34 protein-coding genes are annotated in these 25770 nt (G+C 64.9%); 16 read left to right on the forward strand and 18 right to left on the reverse strand.

Annotated elements, in window-relative coordinates:
* Positions 1 to 100: 100 nt before the first annotated feature.
* The gene (locus tag AC1VVM_RS07420; protein WP_482903403.1) at positions 101 to 421 is read left to right on the forward strand and encodes a PilZ domain-containing protein; all 321 of its coding nucleotides are present in this window, start codon (positions 101 to 103) and stop codon (positions 419 to 421) included.
* Positions 422 to 590: 169 nt separating this feature from the next.
* Entirely contained in the window at positions 591 to 1859 is a 1269-nt protein-coding gene (locus AC1VVM_RS07425; RefSeq protein WP_482903404.1) for an MFS transporter, read from the forward strand.
* Between the two features lie 10 nt (positions 1860 to 1869).
* Here AC1VVM_RS07425 and AC1VVM_RS07430 read toward each other — a convergent pair whose 3' ends face one another.
* From AC1VVM_RS07430 to AC1VVM_RS07465, 8 genes are all read right to left on the reverse strand, one after another.
* Positions 1870 to 2661 (reverse strand): NUDIX hydrolase, encoded by a 792-nt coding sequence (locus AC1VVM_RS07430; protein ID WP_482903405.1) that lies wholly within the window; start codon positions 2659 to 2661, stop codon positions 1870 to 1872.
* A gap of 398 nt (positions 2662 to 3059) precedes the next feature.
* Positions 3060 to 3389, reverse strand: coding sequence for a Grx4 family monothiol glutaredoxin (gene grxD, locus AC1VVM_RS07435; protein WP_132389031.1), 330 nt, complete (start codon positions 3387 to 3389; stop codon positions 3060 to 3062).
* Between the two features lie 29 nt (positions 3390 to 3418).
* Positions 3419 to 3652 carry a BolA/IbaG family iron-sulfur metabolism protein gene (locus tag AC1VVM_RS07440; protein WP_132389033.1) on the reverse strand — a complete coding sequence of 78 codons (234 nt, stop codon included), beginning with the start codon at positions 3650 to 3652 and terminating at the stop codon, positions 3419 to 3421.
* A gap of 12 nt (positions 3653 to 3664) precedes the next feature.
* Complete coding sequence (locus AC1VVM_RS07445; protein WP_482903406.1) at positions 3665 to 3982, reverse strand: DUF1476 domain-containing protein; 318 nt, start codon at positions 3980 to 3982, stop codon at positions 3665 to 3667.
* Between the two features lie 238 nt (positions 3983 to 4220).
* Positions 4221 to 4820, reverse strand: coding sequence for a 3-isopropylmalate dehydratase small subunit (leuD, locus tag AC1VVM_RS07450; RefSeq protein WP_132389037.1), 600 nt, complete (start codon positions 4818 to 4820; stop codon positions 4221 to 4223).
* Positions 4820 to 4981: a hypothetical protein gene (locus AC1VVM_RS07455; protein ID WP_165912208.1), complete on the reverse strand. Its 162-nt coding sequence runs from the start codon at positions 4979 to 4981 to the stop codon at positions 4820 to 4822. Before AC1VVM_RS07455 ends, leuD begins: the two co-directional genes overlap by 1 nt.
* Before the next feature lie 8 nt (positions 4982 to 4989).
* On the reverse strand, positions 4990 to 6423 hold the full coding sequence (gene leuC / locus AC1VVM_RS07460) for a 3-isopropylmalate dehydratase large subunit (RefSeq protein WP_132389039.1): 1434 nt from the start codon (positions 6421 to 6423) through the stop codon (positions 4990 to 4992).
* Positions 6424 to 6523: 100 nt separating this feature from the next.
* A complete protein-coding gene (locus AC1VVM_RS07465; RefSeq protein WP_132389041.1) occupies positions 6524 to 6898 on the reverse strand; it encodes a hypothetical protein in 375 nt (124 codons plus the stop codon).
* 414 nt (positions 6899 to 7312) lie between these two features.
* Between AC1VVM_RS07465 and AC1VVM_RS07470 the strand changes: the two genes are divergently transcribed.
* A complete protein-coding gene (locus tag AC1VVM_RS07470) occupies positions 7313 to 7825 on the forward strand; it encodes a sterol desaturase family protein (protein WP_482956253.1) in 513 nt (170 codons plus the stop codon).
* A gap of 2 nt (positions 7826 to 7827) precedes the next feature.
* On the opposite strand, the gene AC1VVM_RS07475 is transcribed toward AC1VVM_RS07470, so the two are convergent.
* Entirely contained in the window at positions 7828 to 8187 is a 360-nt protein-coding gene (locus tag AC1VVM_RS07475; protein ID WP_482903410.1) for a YbaN family protein, read from the reverse strand.
* Positions 8184 to 8597, reverse strand: a complete 414-nt coding sequence (locus AC1VVM_RS07480) for a SufE family protein (RefSeq protein WP_482903411.1) — start codon at positions 8595 to 8597, stop codon at positions 8184 to 8186. The genes AC1VVM_RS07475 and AC1VVM_RS07480 overlap by 4 nt, the downstream gene beginning before the upstream one ends.
* Before the next feature lie 78 nt (positions 8598 to 8675).
* Between AC1VVM_RS07480 and AC1VVM_RS07485 the strand changes: the two genes are divergently transcribed.
* The gene (locus AC1VVM_RS07485) at positions 8676 to 10730 is read left to right on the forward strand and encodes an NAD(+) synthase (protein WP_482956254.1); all 2055 of its coding nucleotides are present in this window, start codon (positions 8676 to 8678) and stop codon (positions 10728 to 10730) included.
* 279 nt (positions 10731 to 11009) lie between these two features.
* Complete coding sequence (locus AC1VVM_RS07490; protein WP_482956255.1) at positions 11010 to 11834, forward strand: CatB-related O-acetyltransferase; 825 nt, start codon at positions 11010 to 11012, stop codon at positions 11832 to 11834.
* Positions 11835 to 11839: 5 nt separating this feature from the next.
* Here AC1VVM_RS07490 and AC1VVM_RS07495 read toward each other — a convergent pair whose 3' ends face one another.
* From AC1VVM_RS07495 to AC1VVM_RS07525, 7 genes are all read right to left on the reverse strand, one after another.
* Positions 11840 to 12085: a hypothetical protein gene (locus AC1VVM_RS07495; protein ID WP_132389059.1), complete on the reverse strand. Its 246-nt coding sequence runs from the start codon at positions 12083 to 12085 to the stop codon at positions 11840 to 11842.
* Positions 12082 to 12420 (reverse strand): hypothetical protein, encoded by a 339-nt coding sequence (locus AC1VVM_RS07500; RefSeq protein WP_132389061.1) that lies wholly within the window; start codon positions 12418 to 12420, stop codon positions 12082 to 12084. Before AC1VVM_RS07500 ends, AC1VVM_RS07495 begins: the two co-directional genes overlap by 4 nt.
* Positions 12421 to 12439: 19 nt before the next feature.
* A complete protein-coding gene (locus AC1VVM_RS07505) occupies positions 12440 to 12718 on the reverse strand; it encodes a hypothetical protein (RefSeq protein ID WP_482903414.1) in 279 nt (92 codons plus the stop codon).
* Entirely contained in the window at positions 12715 to 13014 is a 300-nt protein-coding gene (locus AC1VVM_RS07510) for a hypothetical protein (RefSeq protein WP_132389065.1), read from the reverse strand. The genes AC1VVM_RS07505 and AC1VVM_RS07510 overlap by 4 nt, the downstream gene beginning before the upstream one ends.
* A gap of 47 nt (positions 13015 to 13061) precedes the next feature.
* Positions 13062 to 13475 (reverse strand): PspC domain-containing protein, encoded by a 414-nt coding sequence (locus tag AC1VVM_RS07515; protein ID WP_482956256.1) that lies wholly within the window; start codon positions 13473 to 13475, stop codon positions 13062 to 13064.
* Between the two features lie 104 nt (positions 13476 to 13579).
* A complete protein-coding gene (gene pspA / locus AC1VVM_RS07520; RefSeq protein ID WP_132389069.1) occupies positions 13580 to 14455 on the reverse strand; it encodes a phage shock protein PspA in 876 nt (291 codons plus the stop codon).
* Positions 14452 to 14640, reverse strand: coding sequence for a hypothetical protein (locus AC1VVM_RS07525; RefSeq protein WP_132389071.1), 189 nt, complete (start codon positions 14638 to 14640; stop codon positions 14452 to 14454). Before AC1VVM_RS07525 ends, pspA begins: the two co-directional genes overlap by 4 nt.
* A 172-nt stretch (positions 14641 to 14812) precedes the next feature.
* On the opposite strand from AC1VVM_RS07525, the gene pspF reads away from it, so the two are divergent.
* The 10 genes from pspF (at position 14813) to AC1VVM_RS07575 (ending at position 24765) form a co-directional block, all read left to right on the forward strand.
* The gene (pspF, locus tag AC1VVM_RS07530) at positions 14813 to 15877 is read left to right on the forward strand and encodes a phage shock protein operon transcriptional activator (protein WP_482903415.1); all 1065 of its coding nucleotides are present in this window, start codon (positions 14813 to 14815) and stop codon (positions 15875 to 15877) included.
* A gap of 207 nt (positions 15878 to 16084) precedes the next feature.
* Positions 16085 to 16609, forward strand: coding sequence for a LuxR C-terminal-related transcriptional regulator (locus AC1VVM_RS07535; protein WP_482956257.1), 525 nt, complete (start codon positions 16085 to 16087; stop codon positions 16607 to 16609).
* Between the two features lie 80 nt (positions 16610 to 16689).
* A complete protein-coding gene (locus tag AC1VVM_RS07540; RefSeq protein ID WP_165912210.1) occupies positions 16690 to 17019 on the forward strand; it encodes a hypothetical protein in 330 nt (109 codons plus the stop codon).
* A gap of 18 nt (positions 17020 to 17037) precedes the next feature.
* Complete coding sequence (locus AC1VVM_RS07545) at positions 17038 to 17541, forward strand: hypothetical protein (RefSeq protein ID WP_165912211.1); 504 nt, start codon at positions 17038 to 17040, stop codon at positions 17539 to 17541.
* Positions 17538 to 17900 (forward strand): JAB domain-containing protein, encoded by a 363-nt coding sequence (locus AC1VVM_RS07550; RefSeq protein ID WP_243652630.1) that lies wholly within the window; start codon positions 17538 to 17540, stop codon positions 17898 to 17900. The genes AC1VVM_RS07545 and AC1VVM_RS07550 overlap by 4 nt, the downstream gene beginning before the upstream one ends.
* Before the next feature lie 412 nt (positions 17901 to 18312).
* Positions 18313 to 18873 carry a ribosome maturation protein RimP gene (rimP, locus tag AC1VVM_RS07555; RefSeq protein ID WP_132389077.1) on the forward strand — a complete coding sequence of 187 codons (561 nt, stop codon included), beginning with the start codon at positions 18313 to 18315 and terminating at the stop codon, positions 18871 to 18873.
* 4 nt (positions 18874 to 18877) lie between these two features.
* A complete protein-coding gene (gene nusA, locus AC1VVM_RS07560; RefSeq protein WP_132389079.1) occupies positions 18878 to 20497 on the forward strand; it encodes a transcription termination factor NusA in 1620 nt (539 codons plus the stop codon).
* On the forward strand, positions 20478 to 21218 hold the full coding sequence (locus AC1VVM_RS07565; protein WP_482956258.1) for a DUF448 domain-containing protein: 741 nt from the start codon (positions 20478 to 20480) through the stop codon (positions 21216 to 21218). Before nusA ends, AC1VVM_RS07565 begins: the two co-directional genes overlap by 20 nt.
* Positions 21219 to 21241: 23 nt before the next feature.
* The gene (infB, locus tag AC1VVM_RS07570) at positions 21242 to 24064 is read left to right on the forward strand and encodes a translation initiation factor IF-2 (protein ID WP_482903418.1); all 2823 of its coding nucleotides are present in this window, start codon (positions 21242 to 21244) and stop codon (positions 24062 to 24064) included.
* A 167-nt stretch (positions 24065 to 24231) separates the two neighbouring features.
* Complete coding sequence (locus AC1VVM_RS07575) at positions 24232 to 24765, forward strand: DUF1697 domain-containing protein (RefSeq protein ID WP_132389085.1); 534 nt, start codon at positions 24232 to 24234, stop codon at positions 24763 to 24765.
* 85 nt (positions 24766 to 24850) lie between these two features.
* Here the strand turns inward: AC1VVM_RS07575 and AC1VVM_RS07580 are convergent, their stop codons facing one another.
* On the reverse strand, positions 24851 to 25189 hold the full coding sequence (locus tag AC1VVM_RS07580) for an RcnB family protein (RefSeq protein WP_132389087.1): 339 nt from the start codon (positions 25187 to 25189) through the stop codon (positions 24851 to 24853).
* A gap of 110 nt (positions 25190 to 25299) precedes the next feature.
* On the opposite strand from AC1VVM_RS07580, the gene rbfA reads away from it, so the two are divergent.
* Positions 25300 to 25722, forward strand: coding sequence for a 30S ribosome-binding factor RbfA (rbfA, locus tag AC1VVM_RS07585; protein ID WP_132389089.1), 423 nt, complete (start codon positions 25300 to 25302; stop codon positions 25720 to 25722).
* The last annotated feature ends 48 nt before the right edge of the window (positions 25723 to 25770 follow it).

Consider the following 25770-nt stretch of genomic DNA (forward strand, 5'->3'; position numbering starts at 1 on the left):
ATCAATTTATTGATGTGGTTTTCTGAAGAAACTCTTGCCGATATTCGGTCTTGTCCGGCGATTAACACTTGTTAAACCGTGGACGTGCTAGATTTCCGACATGTCTTCCTCGGATCTCCCTCGGCAGGCGTATCGTCGGGCCATTTCGCTGACAGCACAGTGTCGGACGCAGAACGGGCTGCGCGATCAGGGTGAGATTTCCGACATTTCCGCTCAGGGGTGCTGCGTGCGCGTACGCGGGCTGCTGTTTCGCGTGGGTACCCGCGTGGTGATCCGCCCGCAGGGGCTTGAAGGCCTGACCGGCATAGTGCGTTGGGTAGACCGTGATTTTGCCGGAATCGAGTTCGACCGCGCCATCTATCAGCCGGTCGTCGATCATCTGTTGCGCCAGCACGGACTTGCCACGGTCGAGTGGCTTTAGGACGTAGACTCCGTCCGGGCGACATCACCTTCCCAGTACACGGCGCTTCGCTGCGGCGGTATTTGCCGCACCGCTGGTGAACACGCTCGCCACGCGGCGGTGAGCGCCTAGGCTCCCCTCTTCCAAAGGCAAGCAGCCCGGCAACAAGCCGGCGAGTCGGGAGAGAGTAATGGCACTGGATGCCGACAACGCCGGGGGCATGCTCACGGACGCATCCCCCAACCATCCGCTGGCAAAGCGCATGGGTGTGATTGCGGGACTATCGCATAACTTCGTGATCGGCACGATCATGGGCGCCTTCAGCATCATGCTCGCGCCCGCCGAGCAGCGCCTCGGCATCAGCGCGGAGGCGGCAGCTGCCGGTATTCCGCTGGTGCTGGTCGGCTCCTCCATTCTGGCGCCTTTCGTCGGGGTGTTGATCGCCAAGGTTTCGCTTCGGCTGATCATGCTGATCGGTGCGCTGCTGGCAGCCTGCGGCTTCGCGCTGCTGGGGCTGACGCATAGTTATGTGCTCTATCTCGTTGCTTACGGGTTGTTGCTGGGCCCGGCGATGAGCCTTGCCGGCTCGATCGCCCCGGCAACGCTGGTGACGCGCTGGTTCGGCCGCAACCGGGGCTTGGCGCTTGGCCTTGTGCACTTGCCGGTGGTGATCGCGATCACCCCTTGGCTGGCGGAGCGCGGGCTGCGGGTCTTCGACGCGCAAACGATCTACTTTGCGATCGCCGCTGCTATTGCTCTGGTGCTGGTTCCTGCCAGTCTCTTCGCGATCGACCATCCTCCGGGCGGCGAGACGGTCGCCCCGGTGGCGGCCGGCAAGCGGACATCGGACGGCTCGCTCAGCGTTGGCCAGTTGCTCGGCCGCCCGCGTTTCTGGGCGATGTGCCTCGCGGCCATCGCCAGCATGGCCAGTTCGGTCATGCTTGGCTCGCTGCTGGTGCCGATGGGCCAGTCCTGGGGCTTCACCCGTGCCGAATCGGCGCTGCTTCAGTCGCTGATGTCGCTTGTGGGGATTGCCGGTTCGATCCTGTTCGGCTGGATCGCGGACCGGCTCGGTGGCGGCCGTTCGCTGGCGCTGATCGGCTTCGACTGTGCGCTGCTGTGGGGTCTGCTGCTGCTGCACCCGCCCTTCGCGGTTACGGCCATCGTGATCGGCCTGATCGGCCTGCACGGGGCAGGGGCGATCCCGACGCTTGGGCGCGGCCTTTCGGATGCCTTCGGGCAGGCGAGCTACAGCCGTGGTTTCGGGCTCAACACGCTGATCGGCTTGCCGTTCATCGCATTCTCGGTGATCGGCTCGGCCAAGGTCTTCACGGCGAGCGGCAGCTACGACGGCGCGATCATGGCGATGGCTGGCTTCTTCGCGGTGGCCATGTTGCTGGGTCTTTATGCCGCCGGGGGGCGCATCGCCCGCCCGGCAGTGGAAGTCGCGCCGGCCTGACGGCGCGCGCTCAACCGCGTTGTGCGGTCGCTCTCGGCTGCCCGTCCACCGGGTAGCCGCGGTCGGCCGGGATCGTCAGCCACTCGGCCCCGTCACGGATCTCGATCCGGGGATGAATGCGGCGGACCGGGTGGCTCGCGATGTCGCTGAGCGCTTCGGCATGGCAGGCGAAGCCGGCCAGGCGTTCGAGATTGCGGCGGGTCGGGAAGATCACCGAGATCTCGCCCCGGTCGGCCATGGCGAGCGCTTCGGCTGCGCTGGCCCAGAACAGGCGGGTGTTCTCGGTGGCGTCCACCTGCACATCGACCGCGCCGGTGCCAAGGTCGATTACGAAGAAGCGGGTGTCGAAAGCGCCTTCCCATGGCGGGCACCAATGCGCGAAGAAGGCGAGCCGCTCGGGCGCGAGCTGCCATCCGAAATGATCGAGCACGGGCGCCAGTCTCCCGTCTTCAAGCAGCATGCGCCGTGCCTCGGCCGCTTCTGCGGCGGTGACGGGTGCATGCGTGGCCACCATCAACCCTGTTTCTTCCAAGGTCTCGCGAATGGCGGCGATGCGTCCTGCGGCGATCTCGATGGGTTCGTCGGGCAGAATGGCGCGGGCCAGTTCGCGGTCAGCTTCGTCGACCCGGCCGCCGGGGAACACCGCCGCACCGCCGGCGAAGCGCATTTCCTTGGCGCGCTGGACCATCAGGAGTTCGGGCGGTCCTTCAGCCGAAGTTCGAAAAATGACGAGCGTGGAGGCGGGTATCACTTTCGGGCCGTCTGGCGGCATCGGTTGATCGCTGGGCGGTGATGTATCCATGGCCCCAGCCTCGCGCGCGCGCGCGGGGCTGGCAAGCCGAATTGTCCGCCGGGGTCGGCAGGGCGGCAATTCGTCGCCACGGCGGCAACCATATCCGGCAACCATTGTCGGTGATCTTTACAACAGGCGTTCCCGAAGGGGCGGGCGCAAAAGTGAAAATGGCTGAATTTGGCCGATTTATGGACTTGGCACGCCTTGTGCTTATATACTTTCGTACCCCCGAGTAGTCTCGACTGAGACGGGGCCGAATGTCTCCCGGCCCCGTCTCCCCGAGCCTCTCCCCCGAAATCGCTGAAACCGGGCCTCTGGCAGGACGTCGTCCTGCTGCGCGCATACAAAAACGCCCGGAAGTTTCCTCCCGGGCGTTCGTGAATGCGATGCTGGCTTGTGGCGGGGGATCAGCCCTGCGTGGCAAGCCCGGCGTCGATGAAGAGCTGATGCAGTTCGCCAGCTTCATACATCTCCATCATGATGTCGCTGCCGCCGACGAATTCGCCCTTCACGTAAAGCTGGGGGATCGTCGGCCAATCCGAGAAGGCCTTGATGCCCTGGCGGATTTCCATGTCCTGCAACACGTCGACGCTCTCATACGTGGCGCCGAGGTGATCGAGGATCGCGATCGCGCGGCTGGAGAAGCCGCACTGCGGGAACAGCGGGGTGCCCTTCATGAAAAGGACGATGTCGTTATTGTTTACAATCTCGCCGATGCGGGCGTTGACGTCGGACATTGTTCGAAACCTTCAGAAACGTACCGACGTCAGTTGGGAACGGCGGTGGTAAGTTGCAAGGCATGGAGCACGCCGCCCATGCGGCCGCCCAGTGCTTCGTAGACCATCTTGTGCTGGGCTACACGCGGTTTGCCGACGAAAGCGGCGCTGGTTACGCGCGCGGCGTAGTGATCGCCGTCGCCGGCGAGATCGGTGATTTCGACCTGAGCGTCGGGCAGGGCCTCACGGATGAGCGCCTCGATCTCGGTTGCGGACATAGCCATGGCGGGGTTCCTTCAGCCGAGGAAAGCGCGGCGGGCTTCGACCTGCTTGGCCTCAAGCGCGGTGCGCACTTCGGCTTCGCTGGTGTCCACGCCAGCGGCGGTAAGGTCGCCGATGAGCTTGCGGATCACGTCTTCGTCACCGGCTTCCTCGAAATCGGCCTGGACTACGGCCTTGGCGTAAGCCTCGGTCTCCGCGTGGGAAAGCGCCATGCGCTCGGCCGCCCATTCGCCCAGAAGGCGGTTGCGGCGGGCCTGAATGCGGAACTGGATGTCGGCATCATGCACGAACTTGGCCTCCTCTGCCCGCTCGCGATCCTGGAAACTCGTCATCAGGCACCCTTTGGTAATACACTGCCACGGTAGGATTAGCACGTGCCGATAGGGCGGGGACGGATTGCGTTCAATCCTGTTTCGCAGAATGAGTCGCAAAAGCGGCTTTGTCGGGTGGGCTCGTCACATCCGTGACGAGCTGCGGCACCGGCCCACGCCCCCACCCGACTTCCCAGAGTATATCCCATAGGAAGGTCGGGAGGGGGCGTGGGCCGGTGCCGCGAAAGGTGTCTTTATCTTACGCTGTCGCCGGCGTGCGGGCGAGGAACGGAAGATCCGCCTTGGCCTTCGCCTCGTAACCCGAAATCTGCTTGCCCTGCGCCATCGTCAGGCCGACTTCGTCCAGCCCCAAGAGCAGGCAGTGCTTGCGGAAGGCGTCGATTTCGAACGTCCAGCGGTCCTGGAACGGCGTCGTTACCGACTGCGTCTCCAGATCGATGTCGATCGGCTGCTCCGGCGCGACTTCCATCAAGCGGTCGATCGCGTCCTGCGGCAGTGCCACGGTCAGGATGCCGTTCTTGAACGCATTGCCCGAGAAGATGTCCGAGAAGCTGGGCGCGATCACGCAGGTCACGCCCATGTCGAGCAGGGCCCAGGCGGCATGCTCGCGGCTCGATCCGCAACCGAAGTTGTCACCCGCGATCAGGATCGGGGCGCCCGCATAGTCGGGATCGGTGAAGACGTTGCCCGGCTCTTTCTTGACCGCCTCGAACGCGCCTCGGCCAAGGCCTTCGCGGGTGATTGTCTTGAGCCAGTGGGCGGGAATGATGACGTCGGTATCGACGTTCTTGCGCCCGAACGGGATGGCCCGTCCGGCGACATGGGAGATCGGCTGCATCAATCGGTCTCTGGTGCCTTCTCGGGGTGAAGCGGCTTTTCGGCGCGCGCCTTCCGGCGCTTCACGAAGAGCAGGGCGGCGGCGATGGCGGCCGAACCGATGGCGGCGCCGGCGGCAATCGCGGCCTTGCCGGCGAGGTCGTTCTTGGTTTCGTCGGACATATCGTGCTTTATCCCATCAGTTCGCGCACATCGGTGAGCTTGCCGGTCACGGCCGCGGCGGCGGCCATGGCGGGGCTCATCAGGTGGGTACGGCTGCCGGGGCCCTGGCGGCCAGTGAAGTTGCGGTTGCTGGTCGAGGCGCAGCGTTCGCCCGCCGGAACCTTGTCCGGGTTCATGGCGAGGCAGGCCGAGCAGCCCGGTTCGCGCCATTCCAGGCCCGCGTCGATGATGATCTTGTCGAGCCCTTCGGCTTCGGCCTGCGCCTTCACGAGGCCCGATCCGGGGACGACGATCGCCCACTTCACGTTATCGGCCTTGTGGCGGCCCTTGAGCACTTCGGCAGCGGCGCGGATATCCTCGATGCGGCTGTTGGTGCAGGAGCCGATGAAGACGTTCTGCACTTCCACGTCGGTCAGCCGGGTGCCCGGCGTCAGGCCCATGTAGTCGAGGCTGACCTTCACCGCGTCGCGCTTGGACGCGTCGGCGAAGTCTTCCGGCGCGGGGACGATGCCGCCGATGGCAGACGTATCCTCGGGGCTGGTGCCCCAGGTCACGGTGGGCTGGATTTCCTCGGCACGGATGAAGACGGACTTGTCGAACGTCGCGCCTTCGTCCGTCGCCAGGCTCTTCCACCAGGTGACGGCCTTGTCCCAGTCCTCGCCAACGGGCGTGTAGGGGCGGCCTTTCAGATATTCGAACGTGATGTCGTCCGGCGCGATCAGGCCGGCGCGGGCACCGCCCTCGATCGACATGTTGCAGACCGTCAGGCGGCCTTCGACGGACATTTCCTCGAAGACGTTGCCGCGATACTCGATCACGTAGCCGGTGCCGCCGGCCGTGCCGATCACGCCGATCACGTGCAGGATCACGTCCTTGGGCGTGACGCCGGCGCCCAGCGTACCCTCGACGCGGACTTCGAAGCTCTTCGAGCGCTTGAGGAGCAGCGTCTGCGTGGCGAGCACGTGCTCCACCTCGCTGGTGCCGATACCGAAGGCGAGGGCGCCGATGCCGCCGTGGCAGGCGGTGTGGCTGTCACCACAGACGATCGTCGCGCCGGGCAGCGAGAAGCCCTGCTCGGGGCCGACGACATGGACGATGCCCTGTTCGGCATCGGTCGAATCGATATAGCGAATGCCGAATTCAGGCGCGTTCTTCTTGAGCGTGGCCAGCTGCTGCGCGCTCTCGGGATCCGCGATGGGCAGCACGTGGCCTTCCGCGTCCTTGCGGGCCGTGGTCGGCAGGTTGTGGTCGGGCACCGCGAGCGTAAGGTCGGGGCGGCGCACCGGGCGTCCGGCCACGCGAAGGCTTTCGAAGGCCTGCGGGCTGGTCACTTCGTGAACGAGGTGACGGTCAATGTAGACGAGGCTGGTGCCGTCATCGCGCGTGTCGACGACGTGGGCGTCCCAGATCTTCTGGTAAAGGGTGCGCGGCGTGTTGGTCATGATGAAAGGGCGATTAGGCGTGCCCGCCCGGCAATTCAAGGGGGACGGGCACGCCTTTTCACGCAACTTTATTCGTTATGGGGTCAATCGAGGTTGGCGCTTAGCCGCGATGGCCGTTGCGATCGCCGCGTTCCGCACGCAGGGCGAAGTGAACCTTGTCGATGCGGGTCTGGAGCGTCTGCATCTCGCGGGCGTTCAGGCCGCCACGGGCGTAAGAGGCATGGAGGCGCTGGATATCCGCTGCGTCGCGGCGCAAGCCGTCGGCTTCGCGCGGGCTGATCGTACGGTGGGCGGCAGCACGGTCGATCTGGCCGCGCAGGCCGGCGATATCGGCGCGGATCGAGGCTTCGCGGTTGGGGGTGATGCGGGCAGCCTCGTGGCGGGGTGCAGCGGCTTCAGCAATGCCCGGGGCAATGGCCGAGATGCCCAGAGCGGCGACCAGGGCGGGGACGATGAAGCGGGCGGTCTTGCGCATGAAGCGTTCCTTTTTTTGGTTTTCTCTTCCGGGACTTGCTCCCGTCCATTCAGACTTAAGAGAGTGAACCTGAACGTCAGACGACTGAAACGTCACAGTCCTGTCGGCTTTTGTAACCAATTGTCGCTGAGAGCCCATTTCTGGGAAGGATGTTCGAGTCGGCGTTCGAAACCGGCGGCGGTTGCATGAAGCGCGCACAATAAGGTTGCATGATTTGCAACACCGGGTTCGCCCTATTCATTTGTGCTGCGACGCAACATGACGCAAAAGGATCGGGCCTTTCAGGCATCCTCTCCCAAAACTTTTTCAGGCCGGTCCTTGTGACCGGCCTTTTTTTTGGCCGCGAATCGTTGCGGAATACGTGCTTGCGCGACGGCGCTGACAAGCGGCCTCACGGCGGCTAGACTGGCGGCCATGTCCACGTTGCTTGCTGCCCTTATCGTGCTTGCCACCGTCGCTGCGATGGAGAGTGTGGCTTGGGCCAGCCACAAGTACATCATGCACGGCTTCGCGTGGGGCTGGCACCGCGATCATCATGAGCCACACGACAATCGCCTCGAACGGAACGACCGCTTCGCCCTGTTCGGCGCAGCGTTCAGCATTGCCCTTTTCGCGGTGGGTTCGCCGATGCTGATGGGGCCGAGCGCGTGGGAGCCGGGGACCTGGCTGGGCCTCGGCGTGCTGATCTACGGCATTATATATACGCTGGTGCACGATGGCCTTGTCCACCAGCGGTACTTCGTCTGGGTGCCGAAGCGGGGCTATGCGAAGCGGCTGGTGCAGGCGCACCGGTTGCACCATGCGACTTTGGGCCGCGAGGGCGGCGTGAGCTTTGGCTTCCTGATCGCGCGTGACCCTGCGGCGCTCCGGCGCGAACTGCGCGAACAGCGCAAGAACGGCATTGCGGTGCTGCGCGACGCCGTCTGACGTTACTCCGCCCGCGTCCAGATCCACGGGCCGATCACGGCCAGCACTCCCGCCGGGATCAGCACCCAGGGCCAGCCTACCGTAAACCAGGTGAACGGGATCGAGGCGCTCATCGCCAGAATCGCGGAGACCTTGCCCTTGCGGCTGATCGCCCGCCGATCGCGCCATTCGCGCAAGTTGTGGCCGTAATGCGGGTGGTTGTAGAGCCGCTCCGCCCATTCCGGGTGGCTTTTGCCGAAGCACCATGCCGCCAGCAGGTAGAACACCACCGTCGGCATCACCGGCAGGAAGATGCCGATCGTGCCAAGCGCCACGAAGAACAGCCCCGCCGCCATCCATGCGTGGCGGCTGACGTGCTTCATGCAGTGCTCGCGTAGCGCGCGGCGGTCTCGCGGATCAGCGCGATCATGTTCGGCACGCCCTGCGTGCGGTTGGACGAGAGCTGGTTCTTCAGGTCGAACGGCTCCAGCGCGGCGGCGATGTCGGTTTCGGCCACTTCGGCGGCGGGCCGATCCTGCACGGCAGAGATCACCAGTGAGACGATGCCCTTGGTGATCGCCGCATTGCTGTCCGCCAGAAAGTGCAGCGTGCCGTCCTCGCGCGCCATCGGATAGACCCAGACGCTGGCCGAGCAGCCGCGCACCTTGGTCGCGTCCGTCTTCAGCGCGTCGGGCATGGGATCGAGTTCGGAACCGAGGCCGATCAACAGGCGATAGCGTTCATCGCCTTCGGAAAACTCGTATTCTTCGCGGATGTCGTCGAGGCTGCGCATGACCTGCCATTTAAGCGCGACGCGGGGGAGGGCAAGGGGAAGTTGCCTCTCGCGTCCGATCCTGTCAGGGATTTGCCCATGAGTGCACATCCCTTTTTCTCCATGCACGAACACGGCTTCGTGCGCGTCGCCACTTCCACGCCCAAGGTCCGCACTGCCGATGTCGCCTTCAATCGCGACGCCGTGCTGGTAGAGGCGCAGCGCGCGCATGAGGCGCATGTGGACCTGCTGGTTTTCCCCGAACTGTGCCTCTCTTCCTACGCGATCGACGATCTGCACTTGCAGGCGGCGATGATCGAGGCGGTGGAAGCGGCCTTGGCGGAAATCGTCCACGCCAGCGCCGATCTTTCGCCCGTGCTGCTGGTGGGCGCGGCGCTGCCGCACAAGGGGCGGCTCTATAACTGCGCGCTCGCCATCGCGCATGGGCGGCTGCTGGGCGTGGTGCCCAAGTCCTACCTGCCGAACTACCGCGAGTTCTACGAAAAGCGCTGGTTCGCCAGTGGCAAGACGCTGAAGGGCCAGACCATCCGCGTGAACGGGCAGGACGTGCCCTTCGGCGTCGACCTGGTCTTCGCCTCCGAAGTGCTGCCGAACTTCCGCTTCTTCATCGAGATCTGCGAGGATATCTGGGCCGCCACCCCGCCCAGCTCGCACGGCGCGCTCGCCGGGGCGACGATCCTGTGCAACCTTTCCGCCTCCAACATCGTCATCGGCAAGTCGGACGAACGGCACTTGCTCTGCCGCTCGCAGTCGGCCCGCGCCACGGCGGCCTACGTCTACTCCGCCGCCGGGCATGGCGAGAGCACGACCGACCTTGCCTGGGACGGGCAGGGCATCGTCTACGAACTGGGCGACCTGCTGGCGGAGAGCGAGCGCTTCTCGCTGGAGGCGGAACTCTGCATCGCCGACGTCGATGTGGACCGCATCGTCAACGACCGGATGCGTGTGCCCACCTTCAACGACGCGGCCGAAGTGGCGGGCAATCCCGACGAGACCTTCCGCACCGTGCGCTTCCGCCATGCCCCGGCGGGCGGCGACATCGCTCTGATCCGCCCGGTCTCGCGCTTCCCCTTTGTGCCCTCGCGCGCCGACAAGCTGGATGCCGACTGCTACGAGGCGTTCAACATCCAGGTCGACGGCCTGATGCGCCGCATCGAGGCGACCGGGGCCAAGTCGATGGTGATCGGCATCTCGGGCGGGCTCGATTCGACCCATGCGCTGATCGTCGCCGCCCGCGCTTGCGACCGGCTTGGCCTGCCGCGCACCTTCATTCGCGGCTATACGATGCCCGGCTTCGCCACCAGCGATGGCACCAAGTCCAACGCCTGGAAGTTGATGAACGCCGTCGGCATTACCGCCGAAGAGATCGACATCCGCCCCACGGCGACGACGATGCTCCAGAACATCGGCCACGCCTTCTCGAACGGAGAGCCGGTCTATGACGTGACGTTCGAGAACGTGCAGGCGGGCCTGCGCACCGATTACCTGTTCCGCCTTGCCAACCAGCACGACGGCTTCGTGATCGGCACCGGCGACTTGTCCGAACTCGCGCTCGGCTGGTGCACATACGGCGTCGGCGATCAGATGAGCCACTACACGGTCAACGCCGGCGTACCCAAGACGCTGATCCAGTACCTGATCCGCTGGTGCGCGACGACCGACCAGTTCGGCGCCGAGACCGAGGAGGTGCTGCTCGCCATTCTCGGCACCGAGATCTCGCCCGAACTCGTGCCCGCCGGCGCGGACGGCGCGATCCAGAGCACCGAGGCGAAGATCGGGCCTTACGAGCTGAACGACTTCTTCCTCCATCACGTGATGCGCTTCGGGCAGAAGCCGTCGAAAGTCGCCTTCCTTGCGCTCCATGCCTGGCGCGATGCCGCGTTGGGCGCATGGCCGGCGGGCTTCCCGGAGGACCGCAAGAACGAGTACGACCTCGCTACGATCCGTTCCTGGCTGGAGAAGTTCGTGCGGCGCTTCTTCGCCTTCAGCCAGTTCAAGCGCTCGGCCGTGCCAAATGGCCCGAAGGTCTCCTCCGGCGGCGCCCTCAGCCCGCGCGGCGACTGGCGCGCGCCCTCTGATGCCAGCGCAGCGGTTTGGCTGGCCGAACTGGAAGCGAGGGTGCCCATCCGCTGAAGCGGCGGTTGACACAGTTGACACGGTCCAGGCGAAAAACCTGTCACCTTGCGGGTCCAAGGTGACACTTCACGACCGGAAAGTGTCACCTTATGCCATGACCTGTCACCTTGTGTCGGCGCAAGGTGACAGCGGGCTGAGGAGTGAAGGAAGGCTGGCGGCGATATCATGTCGCCGAGGGTATGGACGGACCCTCATGTAGGAAAATGGAAAAGCGCTCCGGGACGCGGATCGGGGCGGGCGGCCTATAATGATACCGCAACAACTTGAGGCTCCCCGATGATTTCCGCGCTTTCCGATGACCAGATCGCCATGCTGGACGCCGTGGATATCGCGGTTCGGGACAACACGAAATTCGTATTCTCGCATCATGACACGACCGAGACGATCATCGAAAGCCCCGCCCGGCTGGAGCTAGGCACCTACAAGTTCGGTTTCATGGGCGCGTTCAGCTATATCGGCATCGACGGTTCGCACACGTTCATGACGCATATCGATTCGATCGGCCGTTTCTGCTCCATCGCGGCCAACGTCCTGTGCGGCGCGTCGGAGCATCCTACCGATTTCGTTTCGGCCAGTCCGATATTCGTAGGCTTCCCGATGAAGGGGCGGGATGTCGACGAATTCAAGGCGCGCAACCAAGAGGGCATCGCCCTAGCGGGGCGCAAGCTGGCCTCGGCTCTGGGCGACCGTGCCGACAAAGTCCGCATCGGCAATGACGTCTGGATCGGGGAGGGGGCCTTCATCCGGCGCGGTGTTACCATCGGAGATGGTGCCGTGATCGCCGCGCGCGCCGTCGTGACCCGAGATGTGCCGCCTTATGCCATCGTCGGCGGTTCCCCTGCGCGCATCATCCGCTACCGGTTCGAGCCCGAGGTGGTCGGCGAACTGCTGCGCCTGCAATGGTGGAATTACGGCCTGACCGCCCTGGAAGGTGCCGATTTCACGGATATCGCCAATGTCATCAGCACGGCGGACCGTCGCATCGCTTCCGGAGAGGCGCGCATCCATTCCGCTCCGCTGGCGGTAATCGGTACGGATGCTAGCCTGACGTTGTGTCGTTACGATGCCGATGCGCAGCACCTTGTTCCCGTCGCGGCCTGATTTCCTCAGTCCCTGAGGGACTCGATCTGCCGGGCGAGGTCGCTGCCGCGCTTGTCGTCGGTGGCGATGCGTTCGAGGACGGCGATGCGCTTGCGCAAGTTCTCGACTTCCTTTTCCAGCTCGTGCTCGCGCGCGCTGTGGTCGTCCGAGCCGAAGTGGAAGCCCAGCTTCTCGCCGCGCAGCTTCTGGGCGCGCAGCCAGGTCACGCAGGCAATCGCGAAGAGAACGACGACGGCATTCCAGAAGCTCATTGTTGCGTCACCTCATGTCGCGCATCGCGCAGGCTTTCGATCTGGCGAGCTACATCATAACCCTGGTCGGTGACAATCCGCTCGACGCTGGCCAGACGGTCCTTGATCGAGCCGATCTCGGCACGAAGCTGGGCGTTTTCCTGCGTCAGCAATTGCACGCGGGCCTGCGCCTGCCCGTCGTCCTTCGGATAGATCGCCCGGCCCCAAGAATTCTCCAACGGATAGCCGTGGCGCATGCGCAGCCAGTTGTTGAAGATCCAGCCGCCGATCACCACCGCAGTGACGACCACGACCACGGGCGAGAGCAATTCGAGAACGTGAGTATCGAAAGCCATGTGCGATGTGTCCTCAAGCTCAGTTGGTGCGGGGCTCGCCGTCGCGCAGCGTCTCGATCTGGCGCGCGGTATCCCAGGCACCATCGGTGACGATGGTTTCCAGCGAGCGCAGGCGGTTCTCGATCTCGGCATTGTGGGTGGCGTACTGGGCGGCCTTTTCGGCGGCCTGTCCGGCGGTCAGCTCCAGCTTGCGTTCGAGATAGGTAAGGCGGCGCTTGTAGACCCCGGCAAGGATGGCGGCGATGGCGATCATTCCGCCCACCACGGCCGCAAGGCCCATGACATCTCCGAAGCTCACTGGCGGGTTTCCTTTTCAGGCGCGGTTTCCTCGGCCACGCGCCCCTCGCTCTGGCGAACGTCGCGCAGGGCCTCGATCTGGAGCGCGGTGTCGTAGCCGCCGTCGGTGATGATGCGTTCGAGCACGCGGACCCGCTCTTCCAGCTCGCGCGAGCCCGAGGCGTATTGCGCGGCCTTTTCGGCGGTGGCCTTGAGCTGAAGCTCGGCCATCTTGTGCTGGTGCCGCGTCCAGATCGCGATGCCGCCGATGATGAACGGTGCCAGCGGGATCATGAGGGCGAGGTTTGCGGTATCCATGTGGTCGTGTCCCATTTTCACGACGTCGTTTCCCGACGTCGTGAGGTTCAGCGCAGGCTGTCGATTTCGGCGGCAAGGCGCGCGTTGGTACCGGCGTAGTGCTCTTCCATTTCGGCGACGCGGCGGTCGATGTCCGAAATGTCCGAGCGCAGGCGGCTGGAACGGCCCCCGCCCAAGCTAAGCCCCCGGTCAAGCCCGCGGCTCTGGCGCACGCGGCGGCGTTCCATGCGGCGCAGCAGGCGTTCTTCTTCCTCGTCCGAAAAGAGGTACATCGGCTTCTTGTCGGCCAGCAGGGCGAGCGCGATGTAGATCGGGATCGTCAGGTAGAAGCCGAAGAGCGTGAGCAGCACGGCGCCGAGACGCACCCAGAACGTGTCTACCCCGGTATATTCGGCAATTCCCGAGCATACCCCCGCCACTTTGGCGTTCGACTTGTCGATATAGAAATGTCCGCGTGACACTGTGTTTTCCCTTCCCTGAAAGACACTGGTGGAGGCTGGGCCCCCGCTCCCGGTCGGGTGGGCGGTGCCTGCTCGCCGGGATGCCGGGCAGGCGCCGGTTTGGGTCAGGCTTCCTCGTCGGCCGCCTTTTCGGGGGCTTTCGCCGGAGTGCCCATCGCGCGCTTCATCTCGGCCAGTTCGGCCTCGATCGTGTCGCCATCGGCGAGTGCGGCGATTTCCTCGGCGAGTGAGGGCTGGCGCTTGTCGGCCAGGCTCATCGCCTCGGCGCGGCCTTCCGCATAGTCGACGCGGCGTTCGAGCTGCTCGAAGCGCACCAGCGCCTCGTCCACGCGTTCGCTCGACAGCAAGGTCCGCAGTTTGACGCGATTCTCGGCGCTCTGCAAGCGCGCGGCAATCGACGACTGGCGGCTGCGGGCTTCGCGCAGGCGGCTCTGGAGCTTCTCGATATCTTCCTCGTAAGCGCGAAGAGCGTCATCGAGCACGAAGACCTCGGCATTGAGCTGCTCGGCCATGTCGCCGGCCTTCTTCTTTTCCAGAAGCGCGGCGCGGGCCAGATCCTCGCGATTCTTGCTGAGCGCGAGCTGAGCCTTCTCGCCCCAGTCGGCCTGAAGCTTGTCCAGCTTGGCGACGTGGCGGCGCAGTTCCTTCTGGTCCGCAATGGTGCGCGCGCTGCTGGTGCGCACTTCGACCAGCGTCTCTTCCATCTCGAGGATGATCAGGCGGATCATCTTGGCCGGGTCTTCGGCCTTGTCGAGCATGTCGTTGAAGTTGGCGGCGATGATGTCGCGGGTGCGGGAGAAGATACCCATCGTGGCAATTCCTTTGGTATGGGCCGAACCATAGCTGCTGAACCGGGGGGCGCGCGCCGTATCCTCGAAACCCAGCGAGGCCGGGTTGAAGGGGCGCGCCCGCCCGGAAGAGCCGTTGGCGCCGTTGGCCGAAGTCTGGAGAATTTCGATCTCCGCGTCGAGCCTGCTCATTGCAGGTGGGCCGAAGTGCAGATCGGGGCCGCGGCGTAAGCCTTGGTCGCGAACTGGTCGCTCATCACGATCAGGTTGAGCGTGCCCATCGCCAGGATGCTGGCGATGATGGCCCAGTCGAGCTTGCTGCGGACCGGAGCGCGGGGAGCGGCGCGGCTGGCGGCAGGGGCTTCGTGGAACGGCATGGCTTCGGTCCTTCGATTGGATCGGTGAAATTCCCCAAGGGGGTTGCGGGCCTTATCGCAAAGGGCGTGCCAAATTGCGTGAGTGGCGGAATCCCTCGATTCCAGCGTGTTGCGCCGACGGGGTTCGAAATATGAATTGCCAATGAATGGTGAAATTCGCTAAAAGTTGGGAATGGAGCGCGAAGTCCAGTTCATCGGCCAATCCACTGCCTTTCTCGACGCGGTCGAGCGGGCCAGTCGCGCCGCCGCGGTGCGTCGTCCGGTGCTGGTGATCGGCGAGCGGGGGACCGGCAAGGAACTGATCGCCCAGCGGCTTCATCACCTTTCTCCGCGCTGGGGGGAGCCGCTGATCACGCTCAATTGCGCGGCGCTGCCTGAGACATTGATCGAGGCCGAACTGTTCGGGCACGAGGCGGGGGCCTTCACCGGCGCGGTGCGGGCGCGGGCAGGGCGTTTCGAGGAGGCGGATCGCGGGACGCTGTTCCTCGACGAACTGGGTACGTTGTCGATGGCGGCGCAGGAGCGGCTGCTGCGCGCGATCGAATATGGCGAGGTTTCCCGAATCGGTGCCTCGCGCCCGGCGCAGGTTGATGTGCGGATCGTCGGCGCCACCAATGCCGATCTGCCGCGAATGGTGGACGAGGGCACTTTCCGCGCCGACTTGCTCGACCGGCTGAGTTTCGAGGTCATCAACCTGCCGCCGCTGCGCGCGCGCGAAGGCGATGTCCACGAACTGGCCGACTATTACGGGCGGCGCATGGCGTCGGAACTGGAGTGGGAGGGCTGGCCGGGCTTCTCGCCCGAAGCGATGGCCACGCTGGAGGCCTATGACTGGCCGGGCAATGTGCGCGAACTGCGCAATGTCGTTGAGCGGGCGGTCTATCGCTGGGGCTTCGGCGGCGAGGCGATCGGGCGAATCGTCTTCGATCCCTTCGACTATCCCTGGCGGCGAATCGAAGCGCGCGCCGTGACTGTCTCCACGACGGCGACCCCGGCCGAACGTCCGGCGGCGCCGACTGCTCCGCCGCGTGAGGATCTCAAGGATGCCCTTGGCGGCGGCAGCCTGCGCGCGGCGGTCGATGGCTTCGAGCGCCGGCTGCTGGTGGAAGCGCTGGAAGCGCATCGCTGGAATCAACGCCGTGCCGCCGCCGCGCTCGGTCTCAGCTACGATCAGCTTCGTCACGCGATGAAGCGGCACCGGCTCTCGGCCGAGCCTTCGATTCGCGAGCGGGTGTGATGCGAATCGGGCGTACAATCGATTGCTCGATCAACCTTTTCGGGGTGGCGGAAAGTATCGCCCCGAAAATGCGGGCCCGCAAATGCCGTGATTGTCGACAGAATCACGTGCCTGGCTTCAATTCTGTAGGAAATTTTGCTTAAGGGGCTGCTCGCTAAGCGGCGCGCTCTGTTATAGTCCGTGCGAGGTGTTGTTTTGAGGGCCGGCGTGTACGACGTGACCGACATTGCGCAGGCCAGGGCCATGCTCGACAGCCTGACTGGCAAGCAGGTCGAGGTTCTCGACCGTCTGGTGCTGCACCGCACGACCAAGGAAATCGCGCGCGAGCTGACGATCGCTCCCAATACCGTGGACCAGCGCATCACCGCCGTCCGCGACAAGTGGGGCACGATCAACCGCAAGGACACCGCCCGCCTTTACGGACGGCTGGTGGAGCTATGTGGCAAACCCCCATATGAGTTTTCCCGTGTCGACGACGGGGACGAGCAAGCGGATGAGATGGATCAGGACCTGCCGGTCGATCCGGTCTTCGTTCTTTCAGATGCCCGCCCTCTGACGCGGCATCCGGACTGGACGGGGGTGCAGCCATCGGGGTTGGCGGGCCTGGAGGCTTTTGATGCAAGGTTCGGCCGTGCCGGGCGCCTTGCCGCTGTGATCGTCCTGGCCTTGATGATGGCGCTGACACTTGCTGCAGCACTGTCCATCGCAGCCGCGCTGGGACGCCTGATCTAGCGGCGCGCCGGTCTGGCGGATCTTCCCGCAAAGCCTTCGGTCTTTACTCGGCGCATGAGCGCCATCGAGGAATCGAAGCGATGACACCGGAAATTGCCAGCCTGCGCATTACCCGCAGCATCCGTTCGGTAGAAGACGACATGGACGAGTTGCTCGCCAAGGCAGGTGAACTGCTGGCCGAGATCGCCCGCGCCCGCGTTGCCACCGAGGAAGCCGCCCGTCTGGTTCACCAGCCGATGGCCCGCGTTGCCAGCATGCAGAAGAGCCTGATGGACGCGCGTCTCGAACTCGTGAAGGCACACCGTGACCTGACCAAGGTTGCAGAGACCATGGACATTCCGATCCGTTGCCCCGATCAGGCACGTGTCGCGGATGAGCCCGCGACGATGGAGGCGGCAATCGCCGCTTGAGCCCGGAGGAGGGGCAGCGTGATCAATACCGAACAGGTGGTGTTTTTCCTGCTCCTTATCGGCTCGGTCGGGCTGGCGTTGTGGAAGGGTGGTGCCCCCGAGAGATGGGGTGCCGTCGTGATCCTCGCCATGGTCGGCATCGAAGCCCTGGCGGAGGTCGTCCTCCCCAGCGGGTTCCGGCGAGTCGATCCGTTCTCCCTGCTGACCGATCTGGTGGGCACTGTCGGCTTCGGCTGGCTTGCCATCCAGGCACTGAGGATCTGGCCGCTATGGGCTACTTCCCTGCAACTGCTGAGCCTGAGCGCGCACTTCGCGCGGTGGGCGGACCTGGGCATTCCGCCCCTGGTCTATGCGGTGATGCGTGGGACGCCGACGGCCTTCGCGTTGCTGGCGTTGATCTTCGGGACGATACTGCACCTGCGGCGCCTGCGTCGCGATGGCAGCGATCGCTCCTGGCAGGACTGGTCCCCGGATACTGCCGGGTCAGACCCCTATCGCGCCAGTTACTCGAAACACTGGTGATCCAGCTCGGCTGCCTTGGCCGGGAGATACTGGTGGAATTGCCATACGACCGCGAGGGGCGGCTGGTCGGCGAGGCCTTGTGCATCGCCGGAGGTGTCGACTCGATCAGCGGCAGTTATCGGATGCTTGTCCATCGCGCGCTGGAGCGTGACGCGGCGGGTATCGTGCTTGCGCATAACCACCCCTCGGGCAGTCATCGGCCAAGCCGTGCCGATGTTGCCGCGACGCGCCAGTTGGCGGCGGTGTGCCGGGCTGTGGATCTGGAATTGTTCGACCATCTGGTGATTGGCGGGCGCTGCGTTGCAAGCATGCGCCAGGCTGGACTGATCGTGGGGACGGCGCAGGCGCAATCGGCCTGATCCACTCCCGATCTGTCCGTCCCAGCGGCCCACCCGATGACCGACGACAAGGTTCGGCGACAATCCCTCCGTCGCCGGACGCAGGCCGGGCGGGCCCCACCCCCCACCCACAACATCCGCCCGGCCTGCTCTTTTTTCCGAAATTCCGGGCCCCGGAGCGGGTCGATGCCGCATTCAAAATGCGCCTCGGAGTATTTTCAAACAGGCTCTGTCGCGAAGATTGCGGGGCTGTATAGAGAGCGTGTCGGCGGCGTTTTCCGGCCTTGCCTTTTTGCGGCAATGGGATTATCTGCGCCTCATCCCGACATTGGTGAAACAAGGTTCGGGCTGGCGCCGGAAGGGGCCGGCGCGAAACCGCGTTGTACCGAATGTCCAGTTTGCAGACTCAACGAATCGATCCGGAGAACACGGCTTGGCCGACATCGCGCGCATTACTGAAGTCATCGAACCGGAAGTTACCGCTCTCGGCTTCGATCTCGTGCGCGTGCGGATCTTCGGCAAAAGCGAAGTGGGTGACGATGAAATCGCGCTCCAGATCATGGCTGAGAATCCGGAAACCGGCCAGCTTGTGATCGAGGACTGCGTGAAGCTGTCTCACCGCATTTCCGACCGCATGGACGCGCTTGAGGAAGCCGGTGAAGTGCTGATCGAGGAGGCTTACCGCCTCGAAGTCAGCTCGCCCGGTATCGACCGTCCGCTTACCCGCCCGAAGGACTTTGCCAACTGGGCAGGGCAGGAAGCCAAGATCACTCTCACCGTTGCCATCGAAGGTAACCGCAAGACGCTGCAAGGCGATCTGGTCGGGATCGAAGGCGATGTGGTGACGCTCGACGAGCGCAAGTCTGGCCGGGTGACTTTCCCGCTCGGCGATATTCATTCCGCAAGGCTGGTCCTCACGGACAAGCTGATCGCCGCAACCCGCCCGCTGGATGTCAGCGGGGCCGACGAGATCGTCGAGGAACAGGAAGACTAAGCCAATGGCCAGTGCGATTTCCGCCAACCGCGCCGAGCTGCTTGCAATCGCGAATTCCGTCGCTTCGGAGAAGATGATCGACAAGTCGATCGTCATCGAGGCGATGGAGGAAGCTATCCAGAAGTCGGCCCGTAACCGTTACGGCGCCGAGAACGACATTCGCGCCAAGCTCGATCCGCGGACCGGCGACCTGCGCCTGTGGCGCGTCGTCGAGGTGGTCGAGCACGTCGAGGACTACTTCAAGCAGGTTGACCTCAAGCAGGCCGAAAAGCTCCAGAAGGGCGCGCAGCTCGGCGACTTCATCGTCGATCCGCTGCCGCCGGTGGACCTCGGCCGTATCGACGCGCAGTCGGCCAAGCAGGTGATCTTCCAGAAGGTCCGCGATGCCGAGCGTGACCGTCAGTACGAAGAATTCAAGGACCGCGTGGGTGAGATCATCACCGGCGTGATCAAGTCGGTCGAATTCGGCCACGTGATCGTGAACCTCGGCCGCGCCGAGGGCGTGATCCGCCGCGATCAGCAGATCCCGCGCGAAGCCGCCCGCGTCGGCGAGCGCGTCCGCGCGCTGGTGATGCGCGTCGAGCGTCAGAACCGCGGTCCGCAGATCTTCCTCAGCCGTGCGCACCCGGACTTCATGAAGAAGCTCTTCGCGCAGGAAGTGCCCGAGATCTACGACAACATCATCGAGATCAAGGCCGCAGCCCGCGACCCGGGCTCGCGCGCCAAGATCGGCGTGATCAGCCATGATCACTCGATCGACCCGGTCGGCGCCTGCGTCGGCATGAAGGGCAGCCGCGTGCAGGCCGTCGTGCAGGAACTGCAGGGCGAGAAGATCGACATCATCCCCTGGAGCGAAGACACCGCGACCTTCGTGGTCAACGCGCTTCAGCCCGCGACCGTCAGCCGCGTCGTCATCGACGAGGAAGAAAGCCGCATTGAAGTCGTCGTGCCCGATGACCAGCTTTCGCTGGCAATCGGCCGCCGCGGTCAGAACGTGCGTCTGGCTTCGCAGCTGACCGGCTCGCAGATCGACATCATGACCGAGGCGGAAGCTTCGGAGAAGCGCCAGAAGGAATTCACCGAGCGCTCGAAGATGTTCGAGGAAGAACTGGACGTCGACGAAACCCTCTCGCAGCTGCTGGTGGCCGAAGGCTTCAGCGAGCTGGAAGAAGTGGCCTATATCGAGGTTGCCGAACTGGCCGGAATCGAAGGCTTCGACGAAGAACTCGCCGAGGAACTTCAGAGCCGCGCGCAGGAAGCGCTTGAGCGCCGCGAGGAAGCGAGCCGCGAGGAACGTCGCGGTCTGGGCGTCGAAGACGCGCTGGCCGAACTGCCGTACCTCACCGAGGCGATGCTGGTGGTTCTCGGCAAGGCCGGGATCAAGACGCTCGACGATCTGGCGGACCTCGCCACCGACGAGCTGATCGCCAAGAAGCGCACCGAACAGCGTCGCCGCGACGGTTCCGTGAACAAGCGCGCCCGCGACGAAGACAAGGGCGGCGTGCTCGGCGAGTACGGCCTGAACGAAGAACAGGGCAACGAGATCATCATGGCTGCCCGTGCCCACTGGTTCGAAGACGAACCGGCTACCGAGGAGGCCGCCGATGCGGAATCCTCGCAATGAGCGCGTAAGCTCCGACATCGACGGTTCCGGCCCGGAGAGGACTTGCATCCTCTCCGGCCAGACCGGTGCGCGTGAAGCGTTCGTCCGTCTGGCGATTTCGCCTGACGGACTGGTGCTTCCCGACGTCCACGCGCGTGCCCCCGGGCGCGGCGCGTGGCTTGGCGTTTCGCGCGAGACCCTTGAAATTGCCCTCGCGAAGGGCAAACTTAAGGGAGCGATGGCGCGCGCTTATAAAGGCGCCCAACTCACCATCCCCGAAGACCTGGCAGACAGGATCGAACAGGCGCTGATCCGCGCACTGACTGATCGGCTGGGACTCGAACTGAAATCGGGCAAGTTGCTCATGGGCTCGGACCGTATCGCGCAGAACGCGCGTGAGGGCCGGGTGGAGTGGCTCGCCCATGCCGCCGATGCGAGCGAAGATGGCTCGCGAAAGCTCGACCAGGCCTGGAGAGTCGGGAGCGAGGCGGAAGGAAGCGGTCTCAAGGGCACACGCTTGCCACTGGACCGGGAGACGCTGTCTGTGGCATTGGGCCGCGACAACGTCGTTCACCTGGCGCTCAACGATCGCGGCTCGGCCAACCGAGTCGCGGCGCAGTTGCAGCGCCTCCTGCATTTCCAGGGGCAACCCCGTGCCGGCGAAACCGCCGATGAGCACGGGGGCGATATGGCTAGTGGCACGGATACGGCACAGGCTGCTGCATCCGCGACGACGAATTGAGACCGAAGGGCAAGACGAGAGATATGAGCGAGACCGACAACAAACCGACCCTGGGCCGCAAGCCGCTTGGGCTTAAGCGCTCGGTGGAAGCGGGTGAGGTCAAGCAGACCTTCAGCCACGGCCGCACCAACAAGGTGGTGGTCGAGGTGAAGCGTAAGAAGCTGATCGGCAAGCCCGGGTCCGAAGGCGCAGTAGAGGCCGCTCCGGCGCCTGCGCCGCAGGCTGCCGCCCCCGTGCAGCAGCGCCCCGCGCCGACGCCGCCGCCGGCTCCGCGTCCGACGATCATTCCGGGCGAGACCCCGCAGGAGCGCGTTGCCCGCCTCCAGCGCGAGGCTGAGGCCGATCGCTTTGCCGCGCTCGAAGAAGCCAATCGCCGCGAGCAGGAAGAGAAGCTGCGCGCGCTTGAGGATGAAAAGCGCCGCGCGGAAGATAACCGTCGCGCCGAAGAGGAAGCCGCCCGCGCCGCCCAGAGCGAGGCTGCCGCACCGGTCGAGACCGAACAGGCCCCCGAGCCTGCTGCCCCGGAAGCCGTTGCTGCCGAATCGGCTGCGCCTGAAGCAGTCGCCGCTCCGGCTGCCGAAGCCGCTGCTCCGGTTGAAACGCCTGCCGAGGCTTCCGTTGAAGCGCCTGTCGAAGCCAAGGCTGCTTCGCAGCCTGCCGCACCTGTTGCTGCAACGCCCGCTCCGGCTCCCGCGCCGCGTCGTTTCACCCCGGTGAAGCGCCCCGAGCCGGTGCGTCGTCCCGAGCCTGCTCCGGCTGCTGCCGAGCCCGCTGCTGCCGCTCCGGCTGCTGCTCCCGCGCCCGCCGCGCAGGCTACGGCTTCGGCACCTGCCGCAACCGCGAACGCGGGCAGCGCTGCTCCCCGTGGTCCGGCCGCACCCAAGAAGGGCGCTCCGCCGCCGCCGCGCAGCACGCCCGAGCGTGACCGCAAGGGCGGCGACCGCCGCCAGTCGGGCAAGCTGACCGTCAACCGCGCTCTGAACGACGACGAGGGCGCCCGCGCCCGTTCGCTCGCCGCGCTGAAGCGTGCCCGTGAGAAGGAGCGCCGTGCGCACTTCTCGGGCTACAACCAGCAGCGCGAGAAGCAGGTCCGCGACGTGGTCGTCCCCGAGGCGATCACCGTTCAGGAACTGGCGAACCGCATGGCCGAGAAGGGCGCCGACCTCGTCAAGTCGCTCTTCAAGATGGGCATGATGGTCACCGTCAACCAGACGATCGATCAGGACACCGCCGAGCTGCTCGTGACCGAATTCGGCCACAACATCCAGCGCGTGTCGGAAAGCGATGTCGACATCGACAGCTCGACCGACGTCGATGCGACCGAGACGCTGAAGCCGCGTCCGCCGGTCGTCGCGATCATGGGCCACGTCGACCACGGCAAGACCTCGCTGCTCGATGCCCTGCGCGGCACCGACGTGGTGAAGGGTGAAGCCGGTGGCATCACCCAGCACATGGGCGCCTACCAGATCAAGACCAAGGGCGGTGAGCTGATCACCTTCCTCGACACGCCGGGCCACGCCGCCTTCACGCAGATGCGTATGCGCGGCGCCAATGTGACCGACATCGTGATCCTGGTGGTCGCTGCCGACGACGGCATCATGCCGCAGACCATCGAGGCCATCAATCACACCCGCGCGGCGGGCGTGCCGATGATCGTGGCCATCAATAAGATGGACAAGCACGAGGCCAACCCGCAGCGCGTCCGCGAACGTCTGCTTGAGCACGAGATCGTCGTCGAGGCGATGTCGGGTGAAGTGCAGGACGTGGAAGTCTCGGCGAAGTCCGGCGCCGGTCTGGACGAGCTGATCGAGAAGATCCTGCTCCAGGCCGAACTGATGGAGCTGAAGGCCAACCCGGACCGTGAGGCCGAGGCGACCGTGATCGAAGCCAAGCTCGACAAGGGCAAGGGTCCGCTCGCGACCGTGCTGGTCAACCGTGGCACGCTCAAGGTCGGCGACATCCTCGTCGTCGGTACCGAGAGCGGCCGCGTGCGCGCCATGCTCGACGACAAGGGCCGTCAGGTGAAGGCCGCACCGCCTTCGATGCCGGTCGAAGTCCTCGGTATCGGCGGCGTGCCGATGGCCGGTGACAAGCTGACCGTGGTCGAAAGCGAGCAGCGTGCCCGCGAAGTCTCGGCCTACCGTCAGGAACAGGCGACTGCCAAGCGCACCGCGACGGCGCCCGCCAGCATCGACACGATGTTCTCGGCGCTTGCCGCCAAGCAGAACGTCATCGAGTACCCGGTGGTGGTCAAGGCAGACGTGCAGGGTTCGGTCGAAGCGATCAACTCGGCGCTCCACGCCCTGTCGAACGACGAGATCAAGGTCCGCATCCTGCACTCGGGCGTCGGTGCCATCACCGAGACCGACGTGGCTCTGGCTTCGGCTTCGGGGGCGCCGATCGTCGGCTTCAACGTCCGCCCGAACGCCAAGTCGCGCGAGCAGATCGAGAAGACCAAGACGCCGATGATGTACTACGACGTCATCTATGAGCTGACCGCAGAGGTCGCGAAGCAGATGGCCGGCATCTGGGGTCCGGAACGCATCGAAACCGTCGTCGGCCGCGCCGAGGTCAAGCAGGTCTTCCCGGCCGGCAAGCGCGACAAGGCCGCTGGTCTGCTGGTGGTCGAAGGGTTCATCCGCAAGGGTCTCAGCGCCCGTCTTACCCGCAACGACGTCATCGTTTCGGCAACGACGATCTCCTCGCTGCGCCGCTTCAAGGACGACGTGGACGAAGTGCGCGCCGGTCTGGAATGCGGTGTCGTGCTGGCGGATACCAACGACATCAAGCCGGGCGACCACCTCGAAGTCTTCGAGGTCAGCCATCGCGAGCGTACGGTCGGCTAACGCCTGCCGTTCTCACGCGGGCGAAAGCTCAACGCGAACAGACGGCCATCGTCGGGCGAATAGCCCGGCGGTGGCCGTCCGCCGTTGGGGCTTCCCGGACCCGCAGCAGTTTGTATCTTCCGGCAGCCGGATTAAGTGCCGGAACCTCTGGTTATGATGGTGGACCGATGACCCGTTACTGTGCCTTCTTCGCCTCGATCAACGTCGGCGGAAACCGGCTGACCATGGCCGACTTGCGCTATGCGCTTGAGCGCGAGGATATCGCCAATGTCGAAACCGTCATCGCCAGCGGCAATGTCCTGTTCGACTACGACGACCGCCCGACCGAAGGCCTGGAAGAGCTGTTCGAATACGTGATGCGCGAACGCTTCGACATGCAGACCTTCGCGGCCGTCCGCAATCGCGCCGAAGTGCTGGCGGCAGTGGAGCAAAACCCCTTCGTCGGCGGGAGCGAGGACAAGTTTGTCCATACCTTCCTGCTCGAACGTCAGCCCACCCAGGCGCAGTTCGACAAGCTGGTGGCCGATTACGCCGGGCGCGGGGACGAGACTCTCGCGCTGGGGCCGCGCAGCCTCTACGTCGATTTCGTCCATGGCGTGGCCGAGAGCCGGCTGACCTCGGCCTTCATCGAGCGCAAGCTTGGCTGCCGGGGCACTGCACGCAATGTGCGCTCGCTGGCGCGTATCGTCGCCAAGATGTGAGCCTCCGGCGCATCCGCGTCGGGCATGAAAAAGGGCGGCGCGCCAGATGCGCACCGCCCTTCCTATTTGGTTCCGTGATCGGGGATCAGTGGAACATGTTCATGGTCACAGCGGCAATGACGCCGCTGGTGATGCCCACGAGCAGCATGTCATTGCCCGAACGGACGTAGTGGTAGCCCTTCGGCGGGGCCTTCACGTTGTGGTAGTGGCGATAGTCGACGACCTGGTAGTTGGTCGCGCGATTGCGGTCGAACCGCTCGCCCTTCTGGAAACGGTGCGGCGCGGGGGCCTGCTTGTGGGGCTCGGAGTGGCCCTGCGGACCATGGCCCTGCTGGCCATGATAGTCGGGCGCCGCCATCGCGGGTGCTGCGAGGCCGGGCATCGCAAGCGCGGCGACGAGCAGGGTGGCGGTGAACTTTCGCATTTTGTCAGCTCCTTGAAGCGTGGGGGGACGGTGTCTTAACCACAGGAACGGCGAATGGTGTCAGAAACAATTGTTGCAAATTGTCGCCGGCCGCCCACATGGAGACTTCCATGGCCCGCCAGCAGATCACGCCCGAACAGCACTCCGTCCGCCTTCTCAAGGTGGGTGAGCAAGTGCGTCACATCATTTCCGAGATTCTCTCGCGCCAGCAGGTCCACGACCAGACGCTGAGCGGGCATCTCGTTTCCGTTACCGAAGTGCGGATGACACCCGATCTGCGGCAGGCCACGGTTTTCGTGAAGCCGCTGCTCGGTGTGGACGAGGAAGAGGTGCTCAAGGCGCTGCGCACCAACACCGCCTTCTTCCAGCGCGAAGTCGCCCAGCGGCTGAAGCTGCGGTCGGCGGCCAAGATCCGCTTCCGTCAGGATGAGACGTTCGAGGAAGCGAGCCGCATCGATGCGTTGCTCAGCGACCCGCGCGTGAAGCGCGATCTCGATGCTGCCGGAAGCGATCCGATCGACGAGGAAGAGTGAGGCGCGGGAGGGCCGTGTGGCCCTCCGTCCCCCGATACTCCCGCGCCG

It is taken from the genome of Novosphingobium sp. BL-S-33, assembly GCF_056857025.1.